Genomic DNA, 19,403 nt, shown 5'->3' on the forward strand with positions numbered 1-19,403 from the left:
GCCGTTTTGAAAATTATTTCACGAAGCTTACGATACGAGGATCTGTTAGTAAAACGATTTGTGAAAACAGTCTTGGATATGTCTTCCATTTGCGTTCCATTTGTACTATAATAATAATGTCATTTTAAAGAATAATTTGTCAAATAAAGGAGGATAAAATGAATAAACAGCGAATTATTATTTTTATGTCATTATTTTTATTTATTGCCGGATGCAGTACGTCCGAGGAATCTACTGCATCAGAAACTTCTTCATCTGAATCTTCCGAGGAAAACACGGATTCAGAGCAAGCAGATGAGGAGGAAGAAAACGAATCGGAGGAAGAGGAAGCGGATCAATTATCCTCTGGTTCAAGTACCAGTACATATTCATTATCAATGAAGCTGCAGCCTCTATACGCAAATGGAGATTATGAAGAAGCTTTAGAGTTAATCGAGGAATCTCTGGATGATCACGCTGACGAACCTTTCCTTTATAATGATAAGGGTTTTATTCTCATTGAACTTGGAAGACCGGAAGAAGCGAGAGAAGCGTTAGAAAAATCAATTGAACTGGATGACAAGATGGAAGCTGCTTACAGCAATCTTGCATACGCGTTAATAGACCTGGGCGAATATGAAGAGGCTATGGATGCTGCACAGGAAGCGATTGATTTAAATCCGAACGCACCGGAACAATATGTTGCGATGGGAAATGCCCTTTCTTTTCTTGATAAAGATGAAGAAGCAATAACTTATTTTGAAGAAGCGTTAGAAATTGAACCGAAGGCAGATTTCGCTTTATATGGTATGGGTGCCAGTTTGCTGTATATAGAGGAAACAGAAGAAAGCATTGTTTACTTAGAAGAGTATTTAAAACAGCATCCGGAAGATGTCGATGCACTGGATATGCTTGTATATGCTTATGAACTCATAGAAGATTACGACGAAGCATTAGAATATGCCGATGCTGTATTAGAAGTAGATGATGAAATACATATCATTTATAACCTGGATTATAAAGGTATCCTTTTAACAAAAAATGGGCAGCTGGATGAAGCAGAAGAACTCTATGAAGAAATGCTTGAGGAGCATCCGTTAGATAAAGGAATTGCTTATTATGGTCTGTCTTTCATTGATATTGAGCGTGGCGAGGTAGAAGAAGGCTTGGATCATTTGGAAGAGGCAATGGAAGAGGACCCCAGCTTAATTGATTATGCTGTGACAGATCCTTTGTTTGAAGATGTTTTAGATAATGAGAGATTTATAGAGCTTGCTGAATCCTATGAGGACTCATATAACGAGTTATAGTTAAAAAAGCAAAAGATGATTGATAGTTGTAAACCAATCATTTTTTGCTTTTTTGTTTATCACGGAACCCCCCCGTGAAACTCACGCTGCATGAAGGTTCGTTATATTTGTAAACATTGCGGAGCAGACAGCTTCATCGTAAAATAAGGATATAACTGGTATCGTTTTATGAGTAGGTGAATATCCTTGCAAATCATGATAAGGTTGGCACTTCTAAATTCGATCTTTACTTATTCAAAACATTATATTGATTAAGCCTTAAGAAGTTTAAGTGGATAGAATGTCAAATTTTACAGATTCAAAAGGATCTTGAGACTGCGAAGAGCAGGAAATTTTTTTAATATAAGAAACAGTGAGTGGGATTAGGATAGTTTTAGTAGAATGAGATAAACAAGACGGTTTAGTAGAATAAGGGAAACTCCAATTTATTCTTATAGATCCTAAAAAATCGGGCTTTATATAATTTTGACTGCATCATTTAAACGAATTATGAGTTGCAGAAGGGAAAAGGGACGAAGCTATGATATTCTTATTAATTATTATCTATTTAGCTTTTATTAGTCTAGGACTGCCTGATTCATTATTAGGAGCCGCGTGGCCAACCATGCGGATAAATCTTGAATTACCGATTGATACAGCAGGCTACTTATTTATGATAATTGCTGCGGGAACAATTTTATCCAGCTTAGTAAGTGGTGTCTTTTTAAAGCGTTTTGGAACGGGAAAAGTGTCTGCTGTAAGTGCAGCAATGACTGCTATAGCATTACTTGGATTTTACTTTGCTCCATCACTTATCTGGCTAGTAGTTTGTGCTATCCCGCTTGGGCTGGGAGCCGGGGCTATTGATACCGGCCTGAATGATTATGTGGCTCGGCATTATAAAGCACAGCATATGAGCTGGCTTCACAGCTTTTGGGGTGTTGGAGCAACAACGGGACCAATTATTATAGCCTATTTTATAGGAGAACATAATTCATGGAGAGCAGGCTATCTAACTATCTCTTTGATTCAATTTAGTCTGGTGTTGATTTTGTTTTTCTCTTTACCTCTATGGAGAAAAGTTGCTAAACAGCATCAACAACTAGTGACAGAGCAACCTCTTAATCAGCAAATAGAAAAAACAGAAGCAAAATTTTTGCGGAATAAAAAAGGAGTTAAGTGGGCGCTGATTGCTTTCTTTTTCTATTGTTCGGTCGAAGCGACAGTGGGTCTATGGGGAAGCAGTTATCTGGTGAATGTGAAAGATATTTCTCCTTCTGTTGCTGCCAAATGGATCGCATTTTATTGGGGCGGTATTTCAATCGGACGGTTTATTACTGGTTTTATCACTTTAAAAGTAAGTAATAACCAATTAATACGGGCAGGGCAAATAATTGCTTTGATAGGAACGGTGTTTTTACTATTACCATTACCATTGTTTTTCGCTTTGGTTGGTCTATTATTGATTGGATTAGGTCTGGCACCGGTTTTCCCATGTATGTTGCATGAAACGCCTGCCCGTTTTGGTACTTTTCATTCACAAAAGATTATGGGATTCCAAATGGCCACCGCTTATACAGGAACAACGCTGATACCGCCATTATTTGGATTGACAGTATCTTATACCAGTATAGCTTTATTCCCCTTGTTTATTGGTGGGTTTATTGTAATTATGTGGTTTGCGTCGGAGCGATTGCTGTTAATTTTAAGAAAGAATAGGGTTGAGGGGGGAGCTTAAACTAATGAACACATGTGAATGCGATTGGTTCATTTACATCATTCATGCAGATTGATGCTGCTACAGTTCAACGTTCAAGCAAGATTGTTACGGAACATTTGGAAGGCCTTTGGGAGGCAGCAGGTGACATATTAATACCTTTGGAAAAAGGTGAAGTCTCAAAAGAGGTTGTCACAGGTACTGTTGGTGAAGCTTTAGCTGGTAAAATTCCAGCACGTGAAAATGATGAAGAGATTACGTTAAATGAAAGTGTTGGATCAGGTGTGTTAGACATCGCATTAGCAATACACGTTCACGAAAAATTAGGCAAATAATTTTCGCCTCAAGTAATATTAATAATAGCTAATCCATTATTGCTGACCCATTGAGCATGAAACTTTCAACAGTTTTTTTGTTCGATGGGTTGTTTTATATAAGTATAAACCCAGTGCATAACGAATAAATACGTACCCGGCTGTTCTTCAGCTGGGTACGTATTTATTCTCAAAGGGTATCTTCAAAAGAATGTGTTTCACTGTATAGCTTATGTTCCGAAATCTTTTCTTTATTGATTCTCCATATCCCGAAAGATACACCGGCGATAATAAAGAAAATACTAATCGATTCCCATATGGAGGGGAATGACAATTGATAAATAAAAGAATAAAGTAGTCCAAATAAAGACTCGAAAACAATCATCATCCCTGCCATGGAGACCGTCAGACGGATGGAAGTTTGATTCCATGCCCATGTTGCCACCCACGAAGCAACGATACCCAACACGATAATGCCAATCAAATAGGACATTAAATGATCTTTTGCCAGCAGGTTACTCACTATCTGCTGATTTGTCAGCCAGCTGATAACCAAAACAAGTAATACTAATGTTAACGTCTGCATACCGACCATAGTAGAAAATAGGTTGGCAGAAACCTGAGATTCCTTTTTAAGAAAGTTAGCATTAGACACGCCATACCAAGTCCATAAAGTCAGTGCGATAAAGCAGAATAAGAAACCCAATAAAAAGTTACTGCTGGACGTGGCGACGCTGCTGCTATCTCTCTGCTCACTGCCATACAGCAGGAAGATTCCAAGCAATATCGAGCATGCGGGAAATACCATGATTTTAAAAGGAAACTCTCTATTCCATAAATTCCCGATAACACTGATAAGGATAGGAAGTGTCCCGATAATAAGAGTGGTGACAGTAATTCCTGCATATTGAATCCCCAAAACTAGAAAAAAGAAGTATCCTACATTTCCAATAAAAGCATAAAGCAGTGCTCTTGCCCAGATTCGTAATGGGATGTGGTCTGTACGTTTTTTAAATGCCATAAAGAAAAGAAGCGAGTATAAACCATACATCAAATAACGTCCTAAAGTAATTTCCAATGATGAGAAGTTGGAAAGCATATTCGGAATGAGAAAAGCTAAAGCCCAGGTTGCCCCGGCAAGCATGCCAAATAAAACGCCTAGAAAAGTGGAATGATTATTGCTCAACGCTAGTTTCCTCCTAATCAGCAGTCTGATTTTAATATTTGAAGAAATGATTTCTATTTTTGCTATTGACAGGAAGCTAACTGTTCTTATGGTGATCTGTCTCAGGAGAAGCGATACCATATAGAAAGGTATCGATAGCTTTAGCATATAGATTCAGTGTTTCCTTCATGTCCAAATCCCGGCAAGTATTATTTAACCCGTATAATAAGGTGTCAAAAATCTTTGCTAACAACAGTGCATTGTCTGATTTGAACTCTCCAGATGCTATCCCTTCTGACAATAAATTTTGACTATAGGATATCCTGGTGTTAATTGTTTTATAAAGTTGATTTTGTACTAATGTATTGGACTTCTCATGACTGAAAAATTCGTCCGCTACATCCGTAAGAGGATGGTTATAATCATTGATAACAAAATGCTTTGCAATTCCATGCAGCTGTTCAATTGCAGAGGGATACTGCTTTTTTTGTTCCTCCCACTGTTCCATCCATTCTTTTTCCCACTCGTCCAGCACATAAATAAAGAGGCCTTCTTTATTGTCAAAATGATAATAAATATTTCCTTTGCTGACACCTGTTGCCTCGGAAATGTTCTCGATAGATGTGGCAGCGTAGCCCTTTTGAATGAATAGATGCTTTGCAGCTTCAGCAATCTTTTTCTTTGTCATCATACTTTTCGTTTGTTTCTTATTCAAAAAGTTCACTCCTGTTTATTTTGATTTCTAATTTGAGTATAATTCAAGTGTTTATCAAGCGGGATATCTTGTTATATCAGTGTTTCCCTTACTTTTAAATAATTACTGACCAATTGTTCTAAATCTATCATAATTTAGACACCATAACAAGACATTTTCAACAGAATGATTATCTGTTGACTGCTCACAAACTCTATGATAATATTTTAGAACGAACGTTCAGTTAAATGGGTAGGAGGCGATTATGTATATCATTTATAAAGCAAAGCTACAGGGAGTAGGGTTTGAATACAAAATGCATACGACATTTGGTGATTCCTTTTTTCTGGTTCAACATGCTGACGGGATGTATGAAATCGTATTTCATGACAACCATAATAAAAGAGGTTCTATCCTGCTTGATTCCAATGAAGCTGAAATTTTATCCCGGCTATTGGATTCGGAACAAGGCCTGTAACATCATAGTCAATGAACTATTTCGTTTGTAAGAAATCAGCATTAAAAGCTTGCAACTTAGGAGGGGGCACAGCATAAACTAGAATGAGAAAACACAATACAACAAAGCAAAGCAGCAGATTAAGTTCCTTTAGGTAACAGTAATAATTTTTCTTGTTTGGTAAAAATGAGATTTATTTTTTGTGTTATTTTAGAACAATCATTCAGTTTTATGCAATAATGCAGCAAGAAAAAAGAAAAGGAGGTGAGGAAAATGACCGACTCAGATACGGAACCCTATTATCATAATCAGCCGGGGTTAAGGATATACGTGTTTATCTTTGGGTTAGAAGAGCGCAGAAAAACTTAAACTTTCTTCGTTCTTAGAATAGCTGTTAACAAAGGCAAAGACGTATATCCTTAACCCTCCAAAAAAATGGTTCCTATTTTCAAGGCAGAGCAGTTTTTTATGAGGATATTGCGTAACTGCTATCACTTGTGAATAGGCAACACAAGGAGGCAAAATGACATTAAAATCAAAACATCATGTACTGGTATGCTTAGAGGAAAAGAATTACAGCCGAAAAGTTTTGCTAAGAGGAGCCTTATTGGCAAAAAAATATGGATATACTTTTGAAGTTTTATTCTTTTGTTCTATGGAAAGTAAATTTACGATGTTTCACTTGTTGAATTTAGCAGAAAGCAAAAAATTAAGTAAACGGCTGGGCGCAGAAAAATTTACAGTGAAACGGACAAAAAATGAATGGAAAACTGCACAAGAAGTTGTTGACACTGCTAAAAATAATCATGTGAAGGAAATTATTATGGCAGGGGAACGGCCAACGGATACGTTGAGAAATCCGCTTTGGAAAAGAGTTTTCTACTGGGATAAATACAATTATATTCTAAAAAAATTACCGGATATTATTCTGGTTGTGATTAATCACAGCGAGTATAACCCCTTTGAAAAAGAAGTGTACAGAAATGGAAGACAAGGATATTTAGTGAAGAAAAAAGATAATCAAACATCTTATTTCCTCCGTGATAAGCCTTTTAGAGAAACAGATATCTCTGGACTCTTTTTCCAGGAGAAGAGTACAGATGAACACAATGGCGTTTTTGCTTATATCCGTAATGGAAAGGTAAGGTATGTTTATATTCGCTATGGCCATGCAAGTGAAAAGTTAGGAGAGGAAAGAGATAACACAAATACGTTGCTTCACGGGTAATTGACAAATTCGAACTAGTTCATAGAAGGATGCGATATACTTCTATGCATGATTGTTCGGAGCTTTCGATAAGAAAACACTTTACGCATAAAAAATAGACGCCTAATAAAAATACAGAAACCAGATGGTATGACTTGGAGGGAGGGGAAAGCATGGTCCTGCAAAATGCTTTGAGCAAGGAAAAATCAGAACTGACTATAGAGCAGGCAAAAGAAAACCTGCTAAAAATGGGGAAGAAACATGGTGTGCTTGCTTATGAAGAAGCAGCTAATGTGTTAGCTGATTTTGATTTAGGATTCGAACAAATCGATGAAATATATGAATATCTGACAGAACAAGGTATTGAACTGGCCGGGGAGATGGAAGAGGACGCTAAAACACAGGAAACTGCAAAGGAAGAAGAGGCAGGTCTGAATCATCACAGCTTTCCTTTAGGAATAAAAATAACCGATTCCGTTCGGATGTATTTAAGAGAAATTGGCAATGTGGATTTACTGTCCCGTGAAGAAGAAATGACGCTTGCCGCTCGTATGGAAGAAGGAGACATGGAAGCGAAGGGGAGATTAATTGAGGCAAACCTGCGTCTCGTAGTCAGCATTGCAAAACGCTATGCAGGCCGGGGAATGCTTTTCTTAGATTTGATTCAGGAAGGAAATATAGGATTATTCAAAGCTGTAGAAAAATTCGATTATCGAAAAGGCTTTAAATTCAGCACCTATGCAACGTGGTGGATCAGGCAGGCGATTACCCGATCCATTGCGGATCATGGGCGCACTATTCGGATACCGGTGCATATGGTGGAAACAATCAATAAATTAAGCCGTGTCCAGCGTTCATTGCTTATGGATTTGGGTCGCGAGCCGGTACCTGCAGAAATTGGCGAGGAAATGGAGTTAAGTGCCGATAAAGTGCGGGATATCCTAAAAATCATTCAAGAACCGGTATCTCTGGAAACACCGATTGGAGACGAAGACACATCGTATTTAGGAGATTTTATCGAGGATGAAGAGGCGGTTTCTCCCGCTGATTATGCAGCGCATGGACTGTTAAAAAAGGAATTAGAGGAGGTGTTGGATACCCTTCCTCTCCGGGAAGAAAGTATTCTCCGTCTCCGCTTTGGATTGGATGACGGGAAGTCACGAACGCTGGAAGAACTGGGAAAAGTATTTGGCGTGACCAGAGAGCGTGTCCGTCAGCTTGAAACAAAAGCATTGCGGAAATTAAGGCTTCCAAGACACAGTAAACGTTTAAAAGATTTTCTTGATTAGCGTAGGCTGGGGTTGCGACGGCTTTTCAAATATCAATAATTAATTATTTTAGTTTTAAAAAAAGAACCTCCTAAAAATTGTTTAATTTAGGAGGTTCTTTTTTCATGTAAGTTAATTAGATATTTTTACCTCAGTTCCTCCTAGATTTTTACTGATTTCATTTGAATATTTTTTTAATAAAGAAGCGAATTCCGGTACTCTCTCTTTGCTTAATCGTACATCTGGTGTCGCAATACTTAAAGATGCTTCCACACCATCCCAACCAAAAATCGGTACTGAAATACCTGCTGTTCCTTCTGTTGTTTCTCCAAAGCTAATCGCATATCCTTGCTCTCTTATTTTTTCCAATTCTTTTTTCAGTTTTTCTTTATCTCCGAGAGTATAGGCAGTTCTTTTTTCTAATTGAACCTCTTCCATATATTTTTCACGAATCACTTCATCCAAATGCGCTAAGATAACCCTCCGTGTCCCCCCAATATGTAACGGAAGCTTGAGGCCAACTGGTTCCACAATTCTAAGCTTGTGAACACTATCTATAGAATCTAGTAGTAAAGCATTTCCATCATCCAATAATATATTCAGATATACTGACTCTTTTGTTTGTTCTGCTATTAATTGCATGGCATCCTTCGCAAAATCTTGAATAGTAAACTGTTTCCGAGCAAGAAAACCTAATTCTATCAGTGCCGACCCTAGATGAAATTTTTTTGTAACTGTATTTTGATTAACCAAACCGTGCTTCTCCAGATCCTGAAGAATCCTATGCGTAGTAGCCGTATTATATTTAGCAAGCTTTGCAAGCTCTGTCGCACTTCTTTCGCTTACCCCGTCCGTTGGTTTTAATAAATTTAGAAGTGTAGCCGCTTTGTTAAGAACTTCAGACATATAACATTCTCCTTTTTCACGATATTACCAATTATATCGCACCATAGTATGAAAATGAATCTTAAATTATGAGATTATGAAATATATTAAATAAATACTCCTTATATAAAGTAATATATTTTAATAAATTGCCTTAAACCCTTATTTGGTAGTGTTTATGAACTAAATAAGTGAATTTGAAAATTAGAAGTTGACAAAGTCAGAATATATGTTTAAATATTAATATCTCATATATTGAAATCAATCTCATTATATGAGACATTATTTTATATAAAGGAGTGTAAAAATGTCTTTTAGAATAGAAAGAGATTCACTAGGAGAACGATCTTTGCAATCAAATCATTATTACGGTATACAAACTCAAAGGGCTGTAGAAAATTTTAATATTTCAAACACTAAATCTTTTGATTATCCATTGCTGATTGAATCTTTGGCCAATATTAAAAGAGCATCTGCCATAGCGAATAGAAAAATTGGAGCCTTAACTAATGAGAAAGCTTCAGCTATATCTCAAGCTTGTTCAGAGATTGCAAACGGGGACTATAACAATCAATTTCCGGTAGATATATTTCAAGGTGGCGGTGGAACTTCACTAAATATGAATATGAATGAGGTAATTGCCAATAGAGCAAATGAAATTATCACTGGCAGTAAAGGATATAATCAAGTTCATCCAAATAATGACGTGAATTTAGGACAGTCAACAAATGATGTAATACCGAGTGCGATTCATATTGCCAGCTATTTTTACATTGAAAAAATACTAGAAGAGTTAGCAACATTGGAAAATGTATTGATTAAAAAATCCATAGAATTCGAAAGCGTTGTCAAAGTTTCTAGAACATGTTTACAAGACGCAGTACCGATAACACTCGGTCAAGAATTTAGTGGATATGCTTCCTTTATTAAAAGAAACATTTCTGACATGGAAAATGTAAAAACAAAATGTCTTTCATTAACACTTGGAGGGACTGCTGCAGGAACAGGGTTAGGTACATATCCGCGATTTGCAGAAGAAGCATATGAAGAACTCTCCGAAATTACTGGTCTTTCTTTTTATCAACATGAGAATCTATTTGATGGGTTTCAGAATGGCGATATATATATAAAATTATCTTCCGTATTAAAAGAACTTGCTGCTTTTATGTCAAAGATGTCAAGTGATTTCAGACTTTTATCATCAGGACCAAGATCTGGTTTGTCAGAAATTAACTTACCTCCAGTACAGCCGGGATCATCTATTATGCCTGGGAAAGTAAATCCTGTGATGCCAGAAATGATGATGCAGGCAAGCTTTCAAGTTTATGGTAATGATCATGTAATCAATGTGGCGGTCGATAGAGGAGAACTTGATTTAAACGTTTGGGAACCAATTATTATCAAGAATTTGTTTGAATCATTTGAAATTATGACTAACGCTATCCGGTTATTTACCGATAAATGTATTCAAGATATAGAGGCTAATATTGAGATATGCGATAAGAATGCCCATTCCTCATTAGCATTATCTACAGTTATAGCAACTTTATTTAATTATGATTTGGCTAGTGAAATAGCTAAAGAAGCTCATAACCAGAATAGAACAATTAAAGAAATTGTTTTGGAGAAAAAACTATTATCTAAAGAAGAGGCAGATTTATTTTTAAACCCTTTATTATTAAGCGATGTTAAGAATAGCAGTGAAATTCTTTCTAAATTTAAACATAAAGAACAATGAGGTATGTCGAGACATACTTCTTTTCTACAAAATAGAAAGCGTTATCATACAAAAATTTTATTTTAGGAGTGATAATCTTGGAAAATAATAAAGCAAAACTAGATACACATCCGTTTTTTGCGTTATCAATTATTTTAGTCATTGTTGGAGTAGCAGCAAATTTCATACCTAGCGGTCAATTTGTACGGGAGGAAGTAGATGGAAGAACTGTCGTAGATCCTAACAGTTTCATTTATATTGATAATATCGGAATTGGAATTGGAGATTTTTTTCTATCATTTTATAATGGATTTATTGATGCCAGCAGTTTAATGGCAATGGTGCTATTTATCGGAGGCGCTTTTGGAGTTGTAAAAGGTATTAATCTTTTGGATGTATCTGCAACTGTTTTGGTAAATAAGTTGAAAAATACAGGAATTACTTTCTTAACTACTGTGATTATGTTAATAATCAGCTTACAAGTAGCAATTACTGGTGTTTGGGAATTGTCACTAGTTATGATTCCTTTAATTATCCCTATTTGTCTTAAATTGGGTTATGATGCAATGACAGGAGCGGCTCTAGTATTAATTTCTTCCTGTGTTGGACTTTCAGCAGCTTTTACTAATCCTTTCTTTACTGCGATTGCTCAAGAAATTGCTGAATTACCGCTTTTTTCAGGAATGTGGTTTCGAATAATTACTTATGCAGTGTTTATGAGCATATCAATATTTTATGTAGTAAGGTATGCAAAAAAAGTAAAAAATAATCCATCCTTATCTTTAGTTAAAGAGGTGACAAACAAACATAAAATTGCAGAACTAAATGATGTGAAATTCACCCCCAGGCTAATCAGAGCAGGTGTGGTTTTCGTACTCATGTTTTCTTTTCTAATTTATGGTACTGTACAGATGGAATTTTCTTTTCCTGAAATATCTGCTGTTTTTGTTGCTGCAGGATTATTTACAGGTTTAGCATATGGAGCAAGATTAAACGAAATTTGCCATATGTTTGCTAATGGGATGAAAGACCTTTTAATTGCAGCATTGGTTATTTTTTTTGCAAGAGCCATTCTCTATCTAATGGAAAGTTCAATGATTCTTGATACAATTATCAGTGTTGGAGCTGCTTTAATTACAGATCTACCTGCTATATTAGCTGCGCCGCTTATATTTATTATTCAATCAGTGATTAACTTTTTAATTCCTTCTGCCAGTGGCCAAGCAGTTATAACAATGCCTATTATTACACCATTGGCTGATATAGCAGGTCTCAACCGTCAAGTTGCTGTATATGCTTCTCAGCTAGGAGATGGATTATCCAATTTTATTTGGCCAACTAATGGTGCTTTTCTTGCAGTGTTAGCAGTTGCCGGGATTCCATATAGAAAATGGTTCCGTTTTTTCTTTCCATTATTTATGATAATAGTACTTATAGCGATTATTTTAGTTGTAATAGCACATTTGATTAATCTCGGACCTTTTTAATAAATTCTAAGGAGTGAGCGTTTTGCTCACTCCTTAGAATTTATTTGTAAGTTTTATAATGTTTAAAAAGGAAGGTTTTATACTAATAATTAGTAACTTAGATAAGCTAATATGAAAGCATTAGCAACATACATAAAAAGTTATTAAAAATATAAACATTTTCTCGATAAACTCCTCTTAATTAGTAAAATAGACTTGGTTGGACACCTGAAGCTTACTTAAAACAATAAATGTAGTATGATAGGTATATCATCAATAATAATTTTATTAATCATTAGTAATTAGTTCAGTTAGTTACTTTTATACAGAAGATAGATAAACTGTTTTATAATAGTTTTGACTAAATCTACAATATAATTGAGGAATCCATATGCACTTCACACTTGACCGTTCAGCAAAAACACCACTATACAAACAAATCGCATCATATATCGAAAACGGGATCTCTACTGGTGATTTTTCTCCGGATATCCCGCTTCCTTCAGAACGCCATTTGGCAAAAGAGCTGCAAGTTAATCGCAGCACGGTCGTTGCCGCTTATGATGAGCTGCAATCCATAGGAATTGTTGAAAGAAGGAAAGGAAGCGGTACGCATATTAGTACGGATATCTGGGGAATCTCCGATAAAAGAATTCCCAACTGGGGAAGGTATGTGGAGGATGGCTCATTTCTTCCTAATTTGCCGTTAGTTCAAAAAATACGGACGGAGACACAAAATAATGAAATGATCAATATGGCAAGCGGAGAACTGGCGGCGGATCTATTTCCGGCAGAACAATTTCATTCCATTTTTAAAGAGAAGCCTTTTACAGAGCATCTGGGATATGATCACCCTCAGGGCAATGTCCGTTTAAGAGAAACGATTTCTAATCATTTGTATGCGTATAAAGGAATCTCTATTGATGCAGAATCAATCCTGATTACCTCTGGTGCGCAGCAAGCGCTTCACCTTATCGTACAATGTTTACTGAAGCCGGGAGATGCGGTAGCGATAGAGGATCCATCGTATGCATATTCACTACCATTATTTAAATCAGCAGGCTTGCGTACCTATTTGTTAAAAAGCGATGAAAATGGAGTTAATCCAGATGAAATGATTGAACTGCATAAAAAGCATCGTATAAGGATGATGTTTATCAATCCGGATTTTCAAAATCCCACCGGAGTGCAAATGCCTTTAAGTAGGAGGAAAAGAATATTAGATATTTCCTCGGAGTATGGCATTCCTGTTGTAGAGGATGATCCGTACAGCATTACGGCATTTGATGGAAACGTAGCAGCTTCTTTAAAACGAATGGACGATAACGGAAATGTATTATATATCAGTTCTTTATCCAAAATCGTTGCATCTGGATTACGAATCGGCTGGATTGTTGGACCGAAAAAAGTTATTCAACGCTTAGCTGATGCAAAACAGCAGATTGATTTTGGACATAGTATTTTTCCGCAATGGGTTGCAAATGAGTTTATCGGCTCCCCGCAATTTGATGAACATATTCATAAAATCAGGAAGCAGCTGGAAGTACGGAGAAAGCAATTATCCAAAGCACTGATTCATTTTTTAGGCGATCAGGCAGAATTCCTGGAACCAGATGGCGGGATTCATTTATGGTGCAAGCTGAAAGAGCCGGTGGATGAATTTCAATTGCTGGATGAATCATTGAAGAGAGGAGTTGCTTTTGTTCCCGGCTCTATTTTTGGTGAGAGTAAAGGGTTCGTTCGTTTTACGTATGGCAGGAGTACGCCCACAGACATTTGGGAAGGAATATCCAGATTTTCGAAAGCTCTTCAGCATCTGCGCGGAAAATAAAAAAGCTAAAAAAACCTTCTGTCTACTCGTGAAGTGGATGGGGGATTTTTATGCGAATTGGATGGTATCATTTTTGGGATATCCAGTACAATAAAACTAGGTTAGGGTAAAATCAGCAAGCTGTGTAATCTTATATCAAAATTAGAAAGTGATAGTTTATCAGGGAGATGGAATTCGAAAATGACATGGACATTTATATTAATCACGCTGGCAGGAATTATATTGAAATTTTTAACCAGCCCGCCAAGCGCTTTGGTGGGATGGGTTTTAAATAAATTTGAGCTGCATCCTAAAATTGATGCAGCAAACAGTACGATAACCTTCGATGGAGAACAGCTTGATGGAGATGAAAAAAGGAGATTTATAGATTCTTTCAATGAAGCTCAATTTTTATATAAGAATCATATCTTTCCAGGGAAGGAAGCCTTGTTTCTCCATCCTGAAACAAACATGCCCCCATATATTATTCATTTTAAAAAGAAAAATAAAGAAATGACCTTTCATGTTTTCGGATATGAAAATCATGTAGATGTCGTGAAACAATGGAAGAAAAAGACTGCTTCCTATACGTTGGATTCAGATTATCTGCAACAGGCTGCTATAACAAATAATCAGCTGCATAATGCATAAGGTTATTGTTATGCGGCTGCGTTGACTATTTTATAAAGGTGGGGAAAGGAAGATGTTGAATACCCTTATCATACTGGTGATTATCGTATGTGTTCTTGCATTGATCGGAACACTTTTTGTCACAAAAAAGCTGGACGATACTTACGAACGAAAGAAGAGCTTTTCAAGTCTTACTTATATTTATTTTCTTGGACTGCCCGCGATTATTTTGGTTTCTGTTCTTATCTGGGTTTTCATTTAAGATTGGGTTCAAATGAAATAGGCGTAACAATAGAACTTCTTAGGAAATAGGAAGTTCTATTGTTATTTAAAGGGCATTTTCAATTATTCTAATGCTGAAAATTTGATGGATTAAAAAATGCTTTCCTTATATAGATTGTATAAGCTAACATAGCCAGAGAAGGAAGCATATTAACTATATAAGGCAGTTGAGTTTGATGGTTTACGAGCAGAGAACTAATCATCCCAAAATAGACTAAATAAGCTACCATTGTCCAAAAGCCCCATTTTTTCAATTGAATATAACCATAGACCATTACTAATGAATATAAAGCTACTATTGCTCTCATTAATTGCTCAGGTATATTCGGAAGTGCAAAACGTTCCGCTATACCGCGCATGGAATCGGTATCCGCATCATAAAAAATAGCAGAAAATAATAAAAGCATCGAACTAAAGCCAAATAAATAACTTATTATTATAACTCCCAAAGGCCTTTTCAACGTTGTGATACCTCCCATACCTTATTTTTAAACAAGTATAAATGCATGCTTTCAACTTTTCTTCTGATTGTAGTCTCTATCTGCTGATGCTGACAGGAAAAGAGTGCTGACTTATAGAAAATTTACCCTCTTCATCGATTCTTTACACTAAAATAATAAATTTCTTTCATTTATTAGTTGCTTATGTTCGTTCTTGTTCGCTATCATAAAGGTATAAACTGGATGAAAGAGAGAGGAACGACCATGCGTAAATTAAATATTGCTAACTTGGATACACCCATTAAAAAGCTGGAAAAACTCAGTAATGAACTTGGGAAAAATATTTATATCAAACGAGATGATTTTACAGGAGTGGAAGTCTCGGGAAACAAAATAAGAAAGCTGGAATACCTTATTGCCTATGCATTGGATAATAAATATGACACAATCATTACTACAGGAGCGTGCCAGTCAAATCATGCCAGAGCGACAGCTGCGATTTGTGCCATGATGGATTTAGAATGCCACCTGGTGCTTAGAGGCGAAGTGAAAGAATATGAAGGAAACCTGTTTCTTGACGATATGCTTGGAGCGAATGTAAATATTATTCCGCCGGATGCATCCCGTGAGGATACGATGGAGGAGAAAAAGCAGGAGTTGGAAGCACAAGGGAAAAAGGTATTGATTATTCCGGTCGGTGCATCAAATGCGATCGGTTCTTACGGCTATATTAATTGTTATAATGAAATTATGAAACAGGAAGTGGAGATGGGCGTCCGATTTGATTCTATTAATCTGGCAATCGGCTCTGGCGGGACGTATGCCGGATTATGGTACGCTAACGAGGGAGCAGATGCCAAAAAGAAAATCATTGGCTATTCTGTAGACCAGATAGCAGAAGTGTTCAAAGAAGATGTGATGGAAATTGTAAATGATTTGGAAGACACTAACCATCCGTTTGATTCTATTTCCATTAACGATAACTATATTGGACTTGGCTATGGCCAGGCAACAGATGAAGAATTAGCATTTTATATGGATGTTGCTAAAAATGAAGGAATAATCCTTGACCCTGTTTATACAGGAAAGGCTTTTAAAGGGTTAGTGACTGAAATTAAAAATGGAAATTATGCTGACCAGGAAAATATCCTTTTCATTCATACCGGAGGACAGCAAGGCTATACGAAAGAGATGAGAGAAAGAGTGAAGGATATTTTAAGAAAGAATGATGGAGCTTAAATTTCATACAAGCATTAACTAAAAGGCAAAGGGACAGTATGAAAACAGCGTCACTTTGCCTTTTGGCATTGGTGCTGCTTGTTGTACAATCATAGTAGGATGCTGAATTCGCAAGCAAAATATAAAACAGATCTTGAAGATAGGGGGGCGGGGAAAATGAGAACTTGGAGCGAAAGTAAAAACCGTATTTTTATAAAAACACCGGAGCCATTTGATTTTAAGGTTAATTTAGATTATTTACAAAGAGATTCGAATGAATGTATGTATGAAATTGAAGAGAATACGATTATACGTGTGATGGAAATAAATCATCTGCGTGCATTAGTACGGATAAGTGAAACAGATAGCGAATGCCTGGCTGTCGAATTTATAGCCGGTACCAAACCGGAGTTACTTGAAGATAAAGAGGCAGTCGTGAATTATATTTGTGAATGGTTTGATTTTGATACCAACCTGATGCCTTTTTATGAATCTGGACGCCAGGATTTATTACTAAAACCAGCCATTGAAAGATTTTATGGACTTCGGATTATGGGTTTAAATGATTTATTTGAGGGCTTATGCTGGGGGATATTAGGCCAGCAGATTAACCTGAAGTTTGCGTACACATTAAAACGTCAATTTGTTGAAAAATTTGGAGAACATTTGGATTATAATGGAAAAAATTATTGGGTTTTCCCTTCGTATGAAAAAATCTCTAAATTAACTGCGGAAGATATGGCTGATATTAAAATGACAAAAAGGAAAAGGGAATATATTATTGGTGTAGCAAAGTTAATGGCAAATGGAGATTTATCAAAAGAAAACTTATTACATGTAGATGATTTGAAGCAAGCGGAAAAAGAATTGATCCGTATTCGCGGGATTGGTCCATGGACAGCGAATTACGTATTGATGCGCTGTCTTCGGTATCCGGACGCTTTTCCTATTGATGATGTGGGATTAATCAATGCCATCCAATTTGTAAAGGGAATGGAACGAAAGCCGACAAAAGCTGAGATTAGAGAATTATCCGCAGCATGGTCAACCTGGGAAGCGTATGCTACGTTTTATCTGTGGAGAATGCTGTATTGAACGGCTGATTGGAATGCTAGATGGTTCTTCCTTTTTTCTTAACATCTGCGTCTAAACCTGCTCCAATCGCTACACCAACAGCTAAGCCAATTGGCAAACCTAATGCAAGGTTATCGAATAAGAGTCCAAAAACTAGTCCTAAGCTGAGACCACAGGACATATAGATACTGAGATAATAGTCTTTCGCAACTAGTTTGTGTTTTTTCATGAGGTGTGTACGGATGTTATTTAATATTTGGTGATGGTTTTTAAAATCATTTTTTGTCAGCTGATCTGACTTGTCTAAAAGCTGGGCTATATGACCTTCTAAATCAACAAAATATTGGTTACATGCTTCACAGCTGGAAGAAAGCTCAACCAATCTTTGAATCATTCGATGACAGTTATCCAAATCAAGCTTTTTGGAAACTTTTTCTTCTAAACTATTTTTTAAATCTTCTATACTGGAGTTAAGTTTATCAGCAGCTTGGGGACTTATCATCATGGTTGACCTCCTTGTATGTCCGGATAAGAAATGGTTAGATATTTCTATCATGTAAAAAAGCTTAGTTTATATAATTATATTCAAATGGCACAAGCGATGCAAATTTCATTTAAAATGAAGACTATATATAGTTAAGTATATCATTTAAAAACTCGATTTAAATATACAGCTGTGACTTGATTGTTCTTTATATCAATTGAGAAAGATTTTTAGCAGGAAATTTAGTTCAATTTGTCGAAAGGAGGATATAGGCATTACTAAAAATTATTAAAATAGCAACCTGTCTTGATATAAAAGTGAGGGAGGAATTCAAAATGTATGAAAAAATAGTAGAAGCAGCAAATCGTCTAGAAGGAATTGCACATAAAACTCCAGTCCATACGTCAACATTATTGAATGAATTAACCGGAAACCAAATGTTTCTCAAGTGTGAAAATTTCCAGCGAATGGGAGCATTTAAATTTCGGGGTGCTTATAATGCGATAAGCTCTCTGCCGGAAGCGTCCCAAAATAAAGGAGTAATCGCTTATTCATCCGGAAATCATGCGATGGCTACGGCTTTAACCTGCAAAATACTTGGTATCCCTGCGACAGTAGTCATGCCGGATGATGCGCCGCAAGTCAAAGCAGCAGCTGTGAAAGACTATGGTGCAACGATTATAAGATATAACCGCAAGACGGAATCCCGAGAGGAAAAAGCGCAGGATTTAATAGATGAATTTGGTTATACATTAATTCCTCCTTTCAATGCGGAGCCAATTGTAGCCGGACAAGGCACCGTTGCAAAAGAATTGATTGAAGAAGCCGGGGAGCTTGATTATCTGCTGGTTCCTTGCGGGGGCGGCGGATTGATAAGCGGATGTGCCATTGCTGCAAAACAGCTGTCGCCTCAATGTAAGGTGATTGGAGTGGAGCCTGTTGTATCTAATGATGCGACGAAATCATTTAAGGCAGGAGAATTACAGGCAATCGAGCATCCAAACTCCATAGCTGACGGTTTAAACACTCCGACGCTAGGCAACATTACGTTTCCTTTGATTCAGGAATATGTAGATGATTTTATCACGGTGTCTGAAGAAGAAATAAAAGCAGCTATGTACTTCCTATGGACGCGATTAAAACTTGTTGTGGAGCCATCTGGAGCAGTCGCTTTAGCGGCGTATCAAAAGCTTTCTGTTAAAAACAAAAGAATAGGTGTCGTTTTAAGCGGCGGAAATGTGGATGTAAGAAAAGCTGGTGAATTATTTAAGGATATTTCAGTGTGAAAATGATTGAGAGGTGCCCTT

Annotated in this window: 18 protein-coding genes; 13 read left to right on the forward strand and 5 right to left on the reverse strand. The window is 36.6% G+C overall.

The features are described 5' to 3' along the window. The first annotated feature begins 158 nt into the window (after positions 1–158). The 3 genes from MKX55_RS11185 (at position 159) to MKX55_RS11195 (ending at position 3,320) form a co-directional block, all read left to right on the forward strand. Positions 159–1,289, forward strand: coding sequence for a tetratricopeptide repeat protein (locus MKX55_RS11185; RefSeq protein ID WP_339238195.1), 1,131 nt, complete (start codon positions 159–161; stop codon positions 1,287–1,289). A gap of 520 nt (positions 1,290–1,809) precedes the next feature. Beyond that, entirely contained in the window at positions 1,810–3,006 is a 1,197-nt protein-coding gene (locus MKX55_RS11190) for an MFS transporter (protein ID WP_339238197.1), read from the forward strand. 14 nt (positions 3,007–3,020) lie between these two features. Then, positions 3,021–3,320, forward strand: a complete 300-nt coding sequence (locus MKX55_RS11195) for a hypothetical protein (protein ID WP_339238199.1) — start codon at positions 3,021–3,023, stop codon at positions 3,318–3,320. 169 nt (positions 3,321–3,489) lie between these two features. On the opposite strand, the gene MKX55_RS11200 is transcribed toward MKX55_RS11195, so the two are convergent. Continuing rightward, the gene (locus tag MKX55_RS11200; RefSeq protein ID WP_339238200.1) at positions 3,490–4,485 is read right to left on the reverse strand and encodes a DMT family transporter; all 996 of its coding nucleotides are present in this window, start codon (positions 4,483–4,485) and stop codon (positions 3,490–3,492) included. A 76-nt stretch (positions 4,486–4,561) separates the two neighbouring features. Further along, the gene (locus MKX55_RS11205; protein WP_339238202.1) at positions 4,562–5,179 is read right to left on the reverse strand and encodes a TetR/AcrR family transcriptional regulator; all 618 of its coding nucleotides are present in this window, start codon (positions 5,177–5,179) and stop codon (positions 4,562–4,564) included. A 244-nt stretch (positions 5,180–5,423) separates the two neighbouring features. On the opposite strand from MKX55_RS11205, the gene MKX55_RS11210 reads away from it, so the two are divergent. The 3 genes from MKX55_RS11210 to rpoD all read left to right on the forward strand — a co-directional run bounded on the left by MKX55_RS11210 (position 5,424) and on the right by rpoD (position 8,111). After that, positions 5,424–5,636: a hypothetical protein gene (locus tag MKX55_RS11210; RefSeq protein WP_339238204.1), complete on the forward strand. Its 213-nt coding sequence runs from the start codon at positions 5,424–5,426 to the stop codon at positions 5,634–5,636. Positions 5,637–6,138: 502 nt separating this feature from the next. Beyond that, a complete protein-coding gene (locus tag MKX55_RS11215; protein WP_339238206.1) occupies positions 6,139–6,843 on the forward strand; it encodes a hypothetical protein in 705 nt (234 codons plus the stop codon). Between the two features lie 152 nt (positions 6,844–6,995). Then, positions 6,996–8,111 carry an RNA polymerase sigma factor RpoD gene (rpoD, locus tag MKX55_RS11220; RefSeq protein ID WP_339184984.1) on the forward strand — a complete coding sequence of 372 codons (1,116 nt, stop codon included), beginning with the start codon at positions 6,996–6,998 and terminating at the stop codon, positions 8,109–8,111. 111 nt (positions 8,112–8,222) lie between these two features. Here rpoD and MKX55_RS11225 read toward each other — a convergent pair whose 3' ends face one another. Next, positions 8,223–8,996 carry an IclR family transcriptional regulator gene (locus tag MKX55_RS11225; protein WP_339238208.1) on the reverse strand — a complete coding sequence of 258 codons (774 nt, stop codon included), beginning with the start codon at positions 8,994–8,996 and terminating at the stop codon, positions 8,223–8,225. Between the two features lie 286 nt (positions 8,997–9,282). Here MKX55_RS11225 and MKX55_RS11230 point away from each other — a divergent pair, with 286 nt between their 5' ends. The 4 genes from MKX55_RS11230 to MKX55_RS11245 all read left to right on the forward strand — a co-directional run bounded on the left by MKX55_RS11230 (position 9,283) and on the right by MKX55_RS11245 (position 14,619). Beyond that, positions 9,283–10,713, forward strand: a complete 1,431-nt coding sequence (locus MKX55_RS11230; protein ID WP_339238210.1) for an aspartate ammonia-lyase — start codon at positions 9,283–9,285, stop codon at positions 10,711–10,713. 77 nt (positions 10,714–10,790) lie between these two features. Further along, positions 10,791–12,179, forward strand: coding sequence for a hypothetical protein (locus tag MKX55_RS11235; protein ID WP_339238212.1), 1,389 nt, complete (start codon positions 10,791–10,793; stop codon positions 12,177–12,179). Positions 12,180–12,549: 370 nt separating this feature from the next. Further along, the gene (locus MKX55_RS11240; protein ID WP_339238214.1) at positions 12,550–13,989 is read left to right on the forward strand and encodes a PLP-dependent aminotransferase family protein; all 1,440 of its coding nucleotides are present in this window, start codon (positions 12,550–12,552) and stop codon (positions 13,987–13,989) included. Between the two features lie 180 nt (positions 13,990–14,169). Continuing rightward, positions 14,170–14,619 (forward strand): YfmQ family protein, encoded by a 450-nt coding sequence (locus MKX55_RS11245; RefSeq protein ID WP_339238216.1) that lies wholly within the window; start codon positions 14,170–14,172, stop codon positions 14,617–14,619. 329 nt (positions 14,620–14,948) lie between these two features. Here the strand turns inward: MKX55_RS11245 and MKX55_RS11250 are convergent, their stop codons facing one another. Beyond that, positions 14,949–15,341, reverse strand: coding sequence for a hypothetical protein (locus MKX55_RS11250; protein ID WP_339238218.1), 393 nt, complete (start codon positions 15,339–15,341; stop codon positions 14,949–14,951). 243 nt (positions 15,342–15,584) lie between these two features. On the opposite strand from MKX55_RS11250, the gene MKX55_RS11255 reads away from it, so the two are divergent. Together MKX55_RS11255 and MKX55_RS11260 are read left to right on the forward strand one after the other, a co-directional pair. Next, positions 15,585–16,559, forward strand: coding sequence for a D-cysteine desulfhydrase family protein (locus MKX55_RS11255; RefSeq protein ID WP_339238220.1), 975 nt, complete (start codon positions 15,585–15,587; stop codon positions 16,557–16,559). 156 nt (positions 16,560–16,715) lie between these two features. Continuing rightward, positions 16,716–17,633 carry a DNA-3-methyladenine glycosylase gene (locus tag MKX55_RS11260; protein WP_339238222.1) on the forward strand — a complete coding sequence of 306 codons (918 nt, stop codon included), beginning with the start codon at positions 16,716–16,718 and terminating at the stop codon, positions 17,631–17,633. Positions 17,634–17,649: 16 nt separating this feature from the next. Here the strand turns inward: MKX55_RS11260 and MKX55_RS11265 are convergent, their stop codons facing one another. Next, on the reverse strand, positions 17,650–18,117 hold the full coding sequence (locus tag MKX55_RS11265) for a hypothetical protein (protein WP_339238224.1): 468 nt from the start codon (positions 18,115–18,117) through the stop codon (positions 17,650–17,652). 314 nt (positions 18,118–18,431) lie between these two features. Here MKX55_RS11265 and MKX55_RS11270 point away from each other — a divergent pair, with 314 nt between their 5' ends. Beyond that, positions 18,432–19,382, forward strand: a complete 951-nt coding sequence (locus tag MKX55_RS11270) for a threo-3-hydroxy-L-aspartate ammonia-lyase (protein WP_339238226.1) — start codon at positions 18,432–18,434, stop codon at positions 19,380–19,382. Positions 19,383–19,403 lie beyond the last annotated feature (21 nt).

The sequence above is a fragment of the Oceanobacillus sp. FSL W7-1281 genome (genome assembly GCF_037969835.1).
In the GTDB taxonomy this organism is placed as follows: domain Bacteria; phylum Bacillota; class Bacilli; order Bacillales; family Amphibacillaceae; genus Oceanobacillus; species Oceanobacillus oncorhynchi.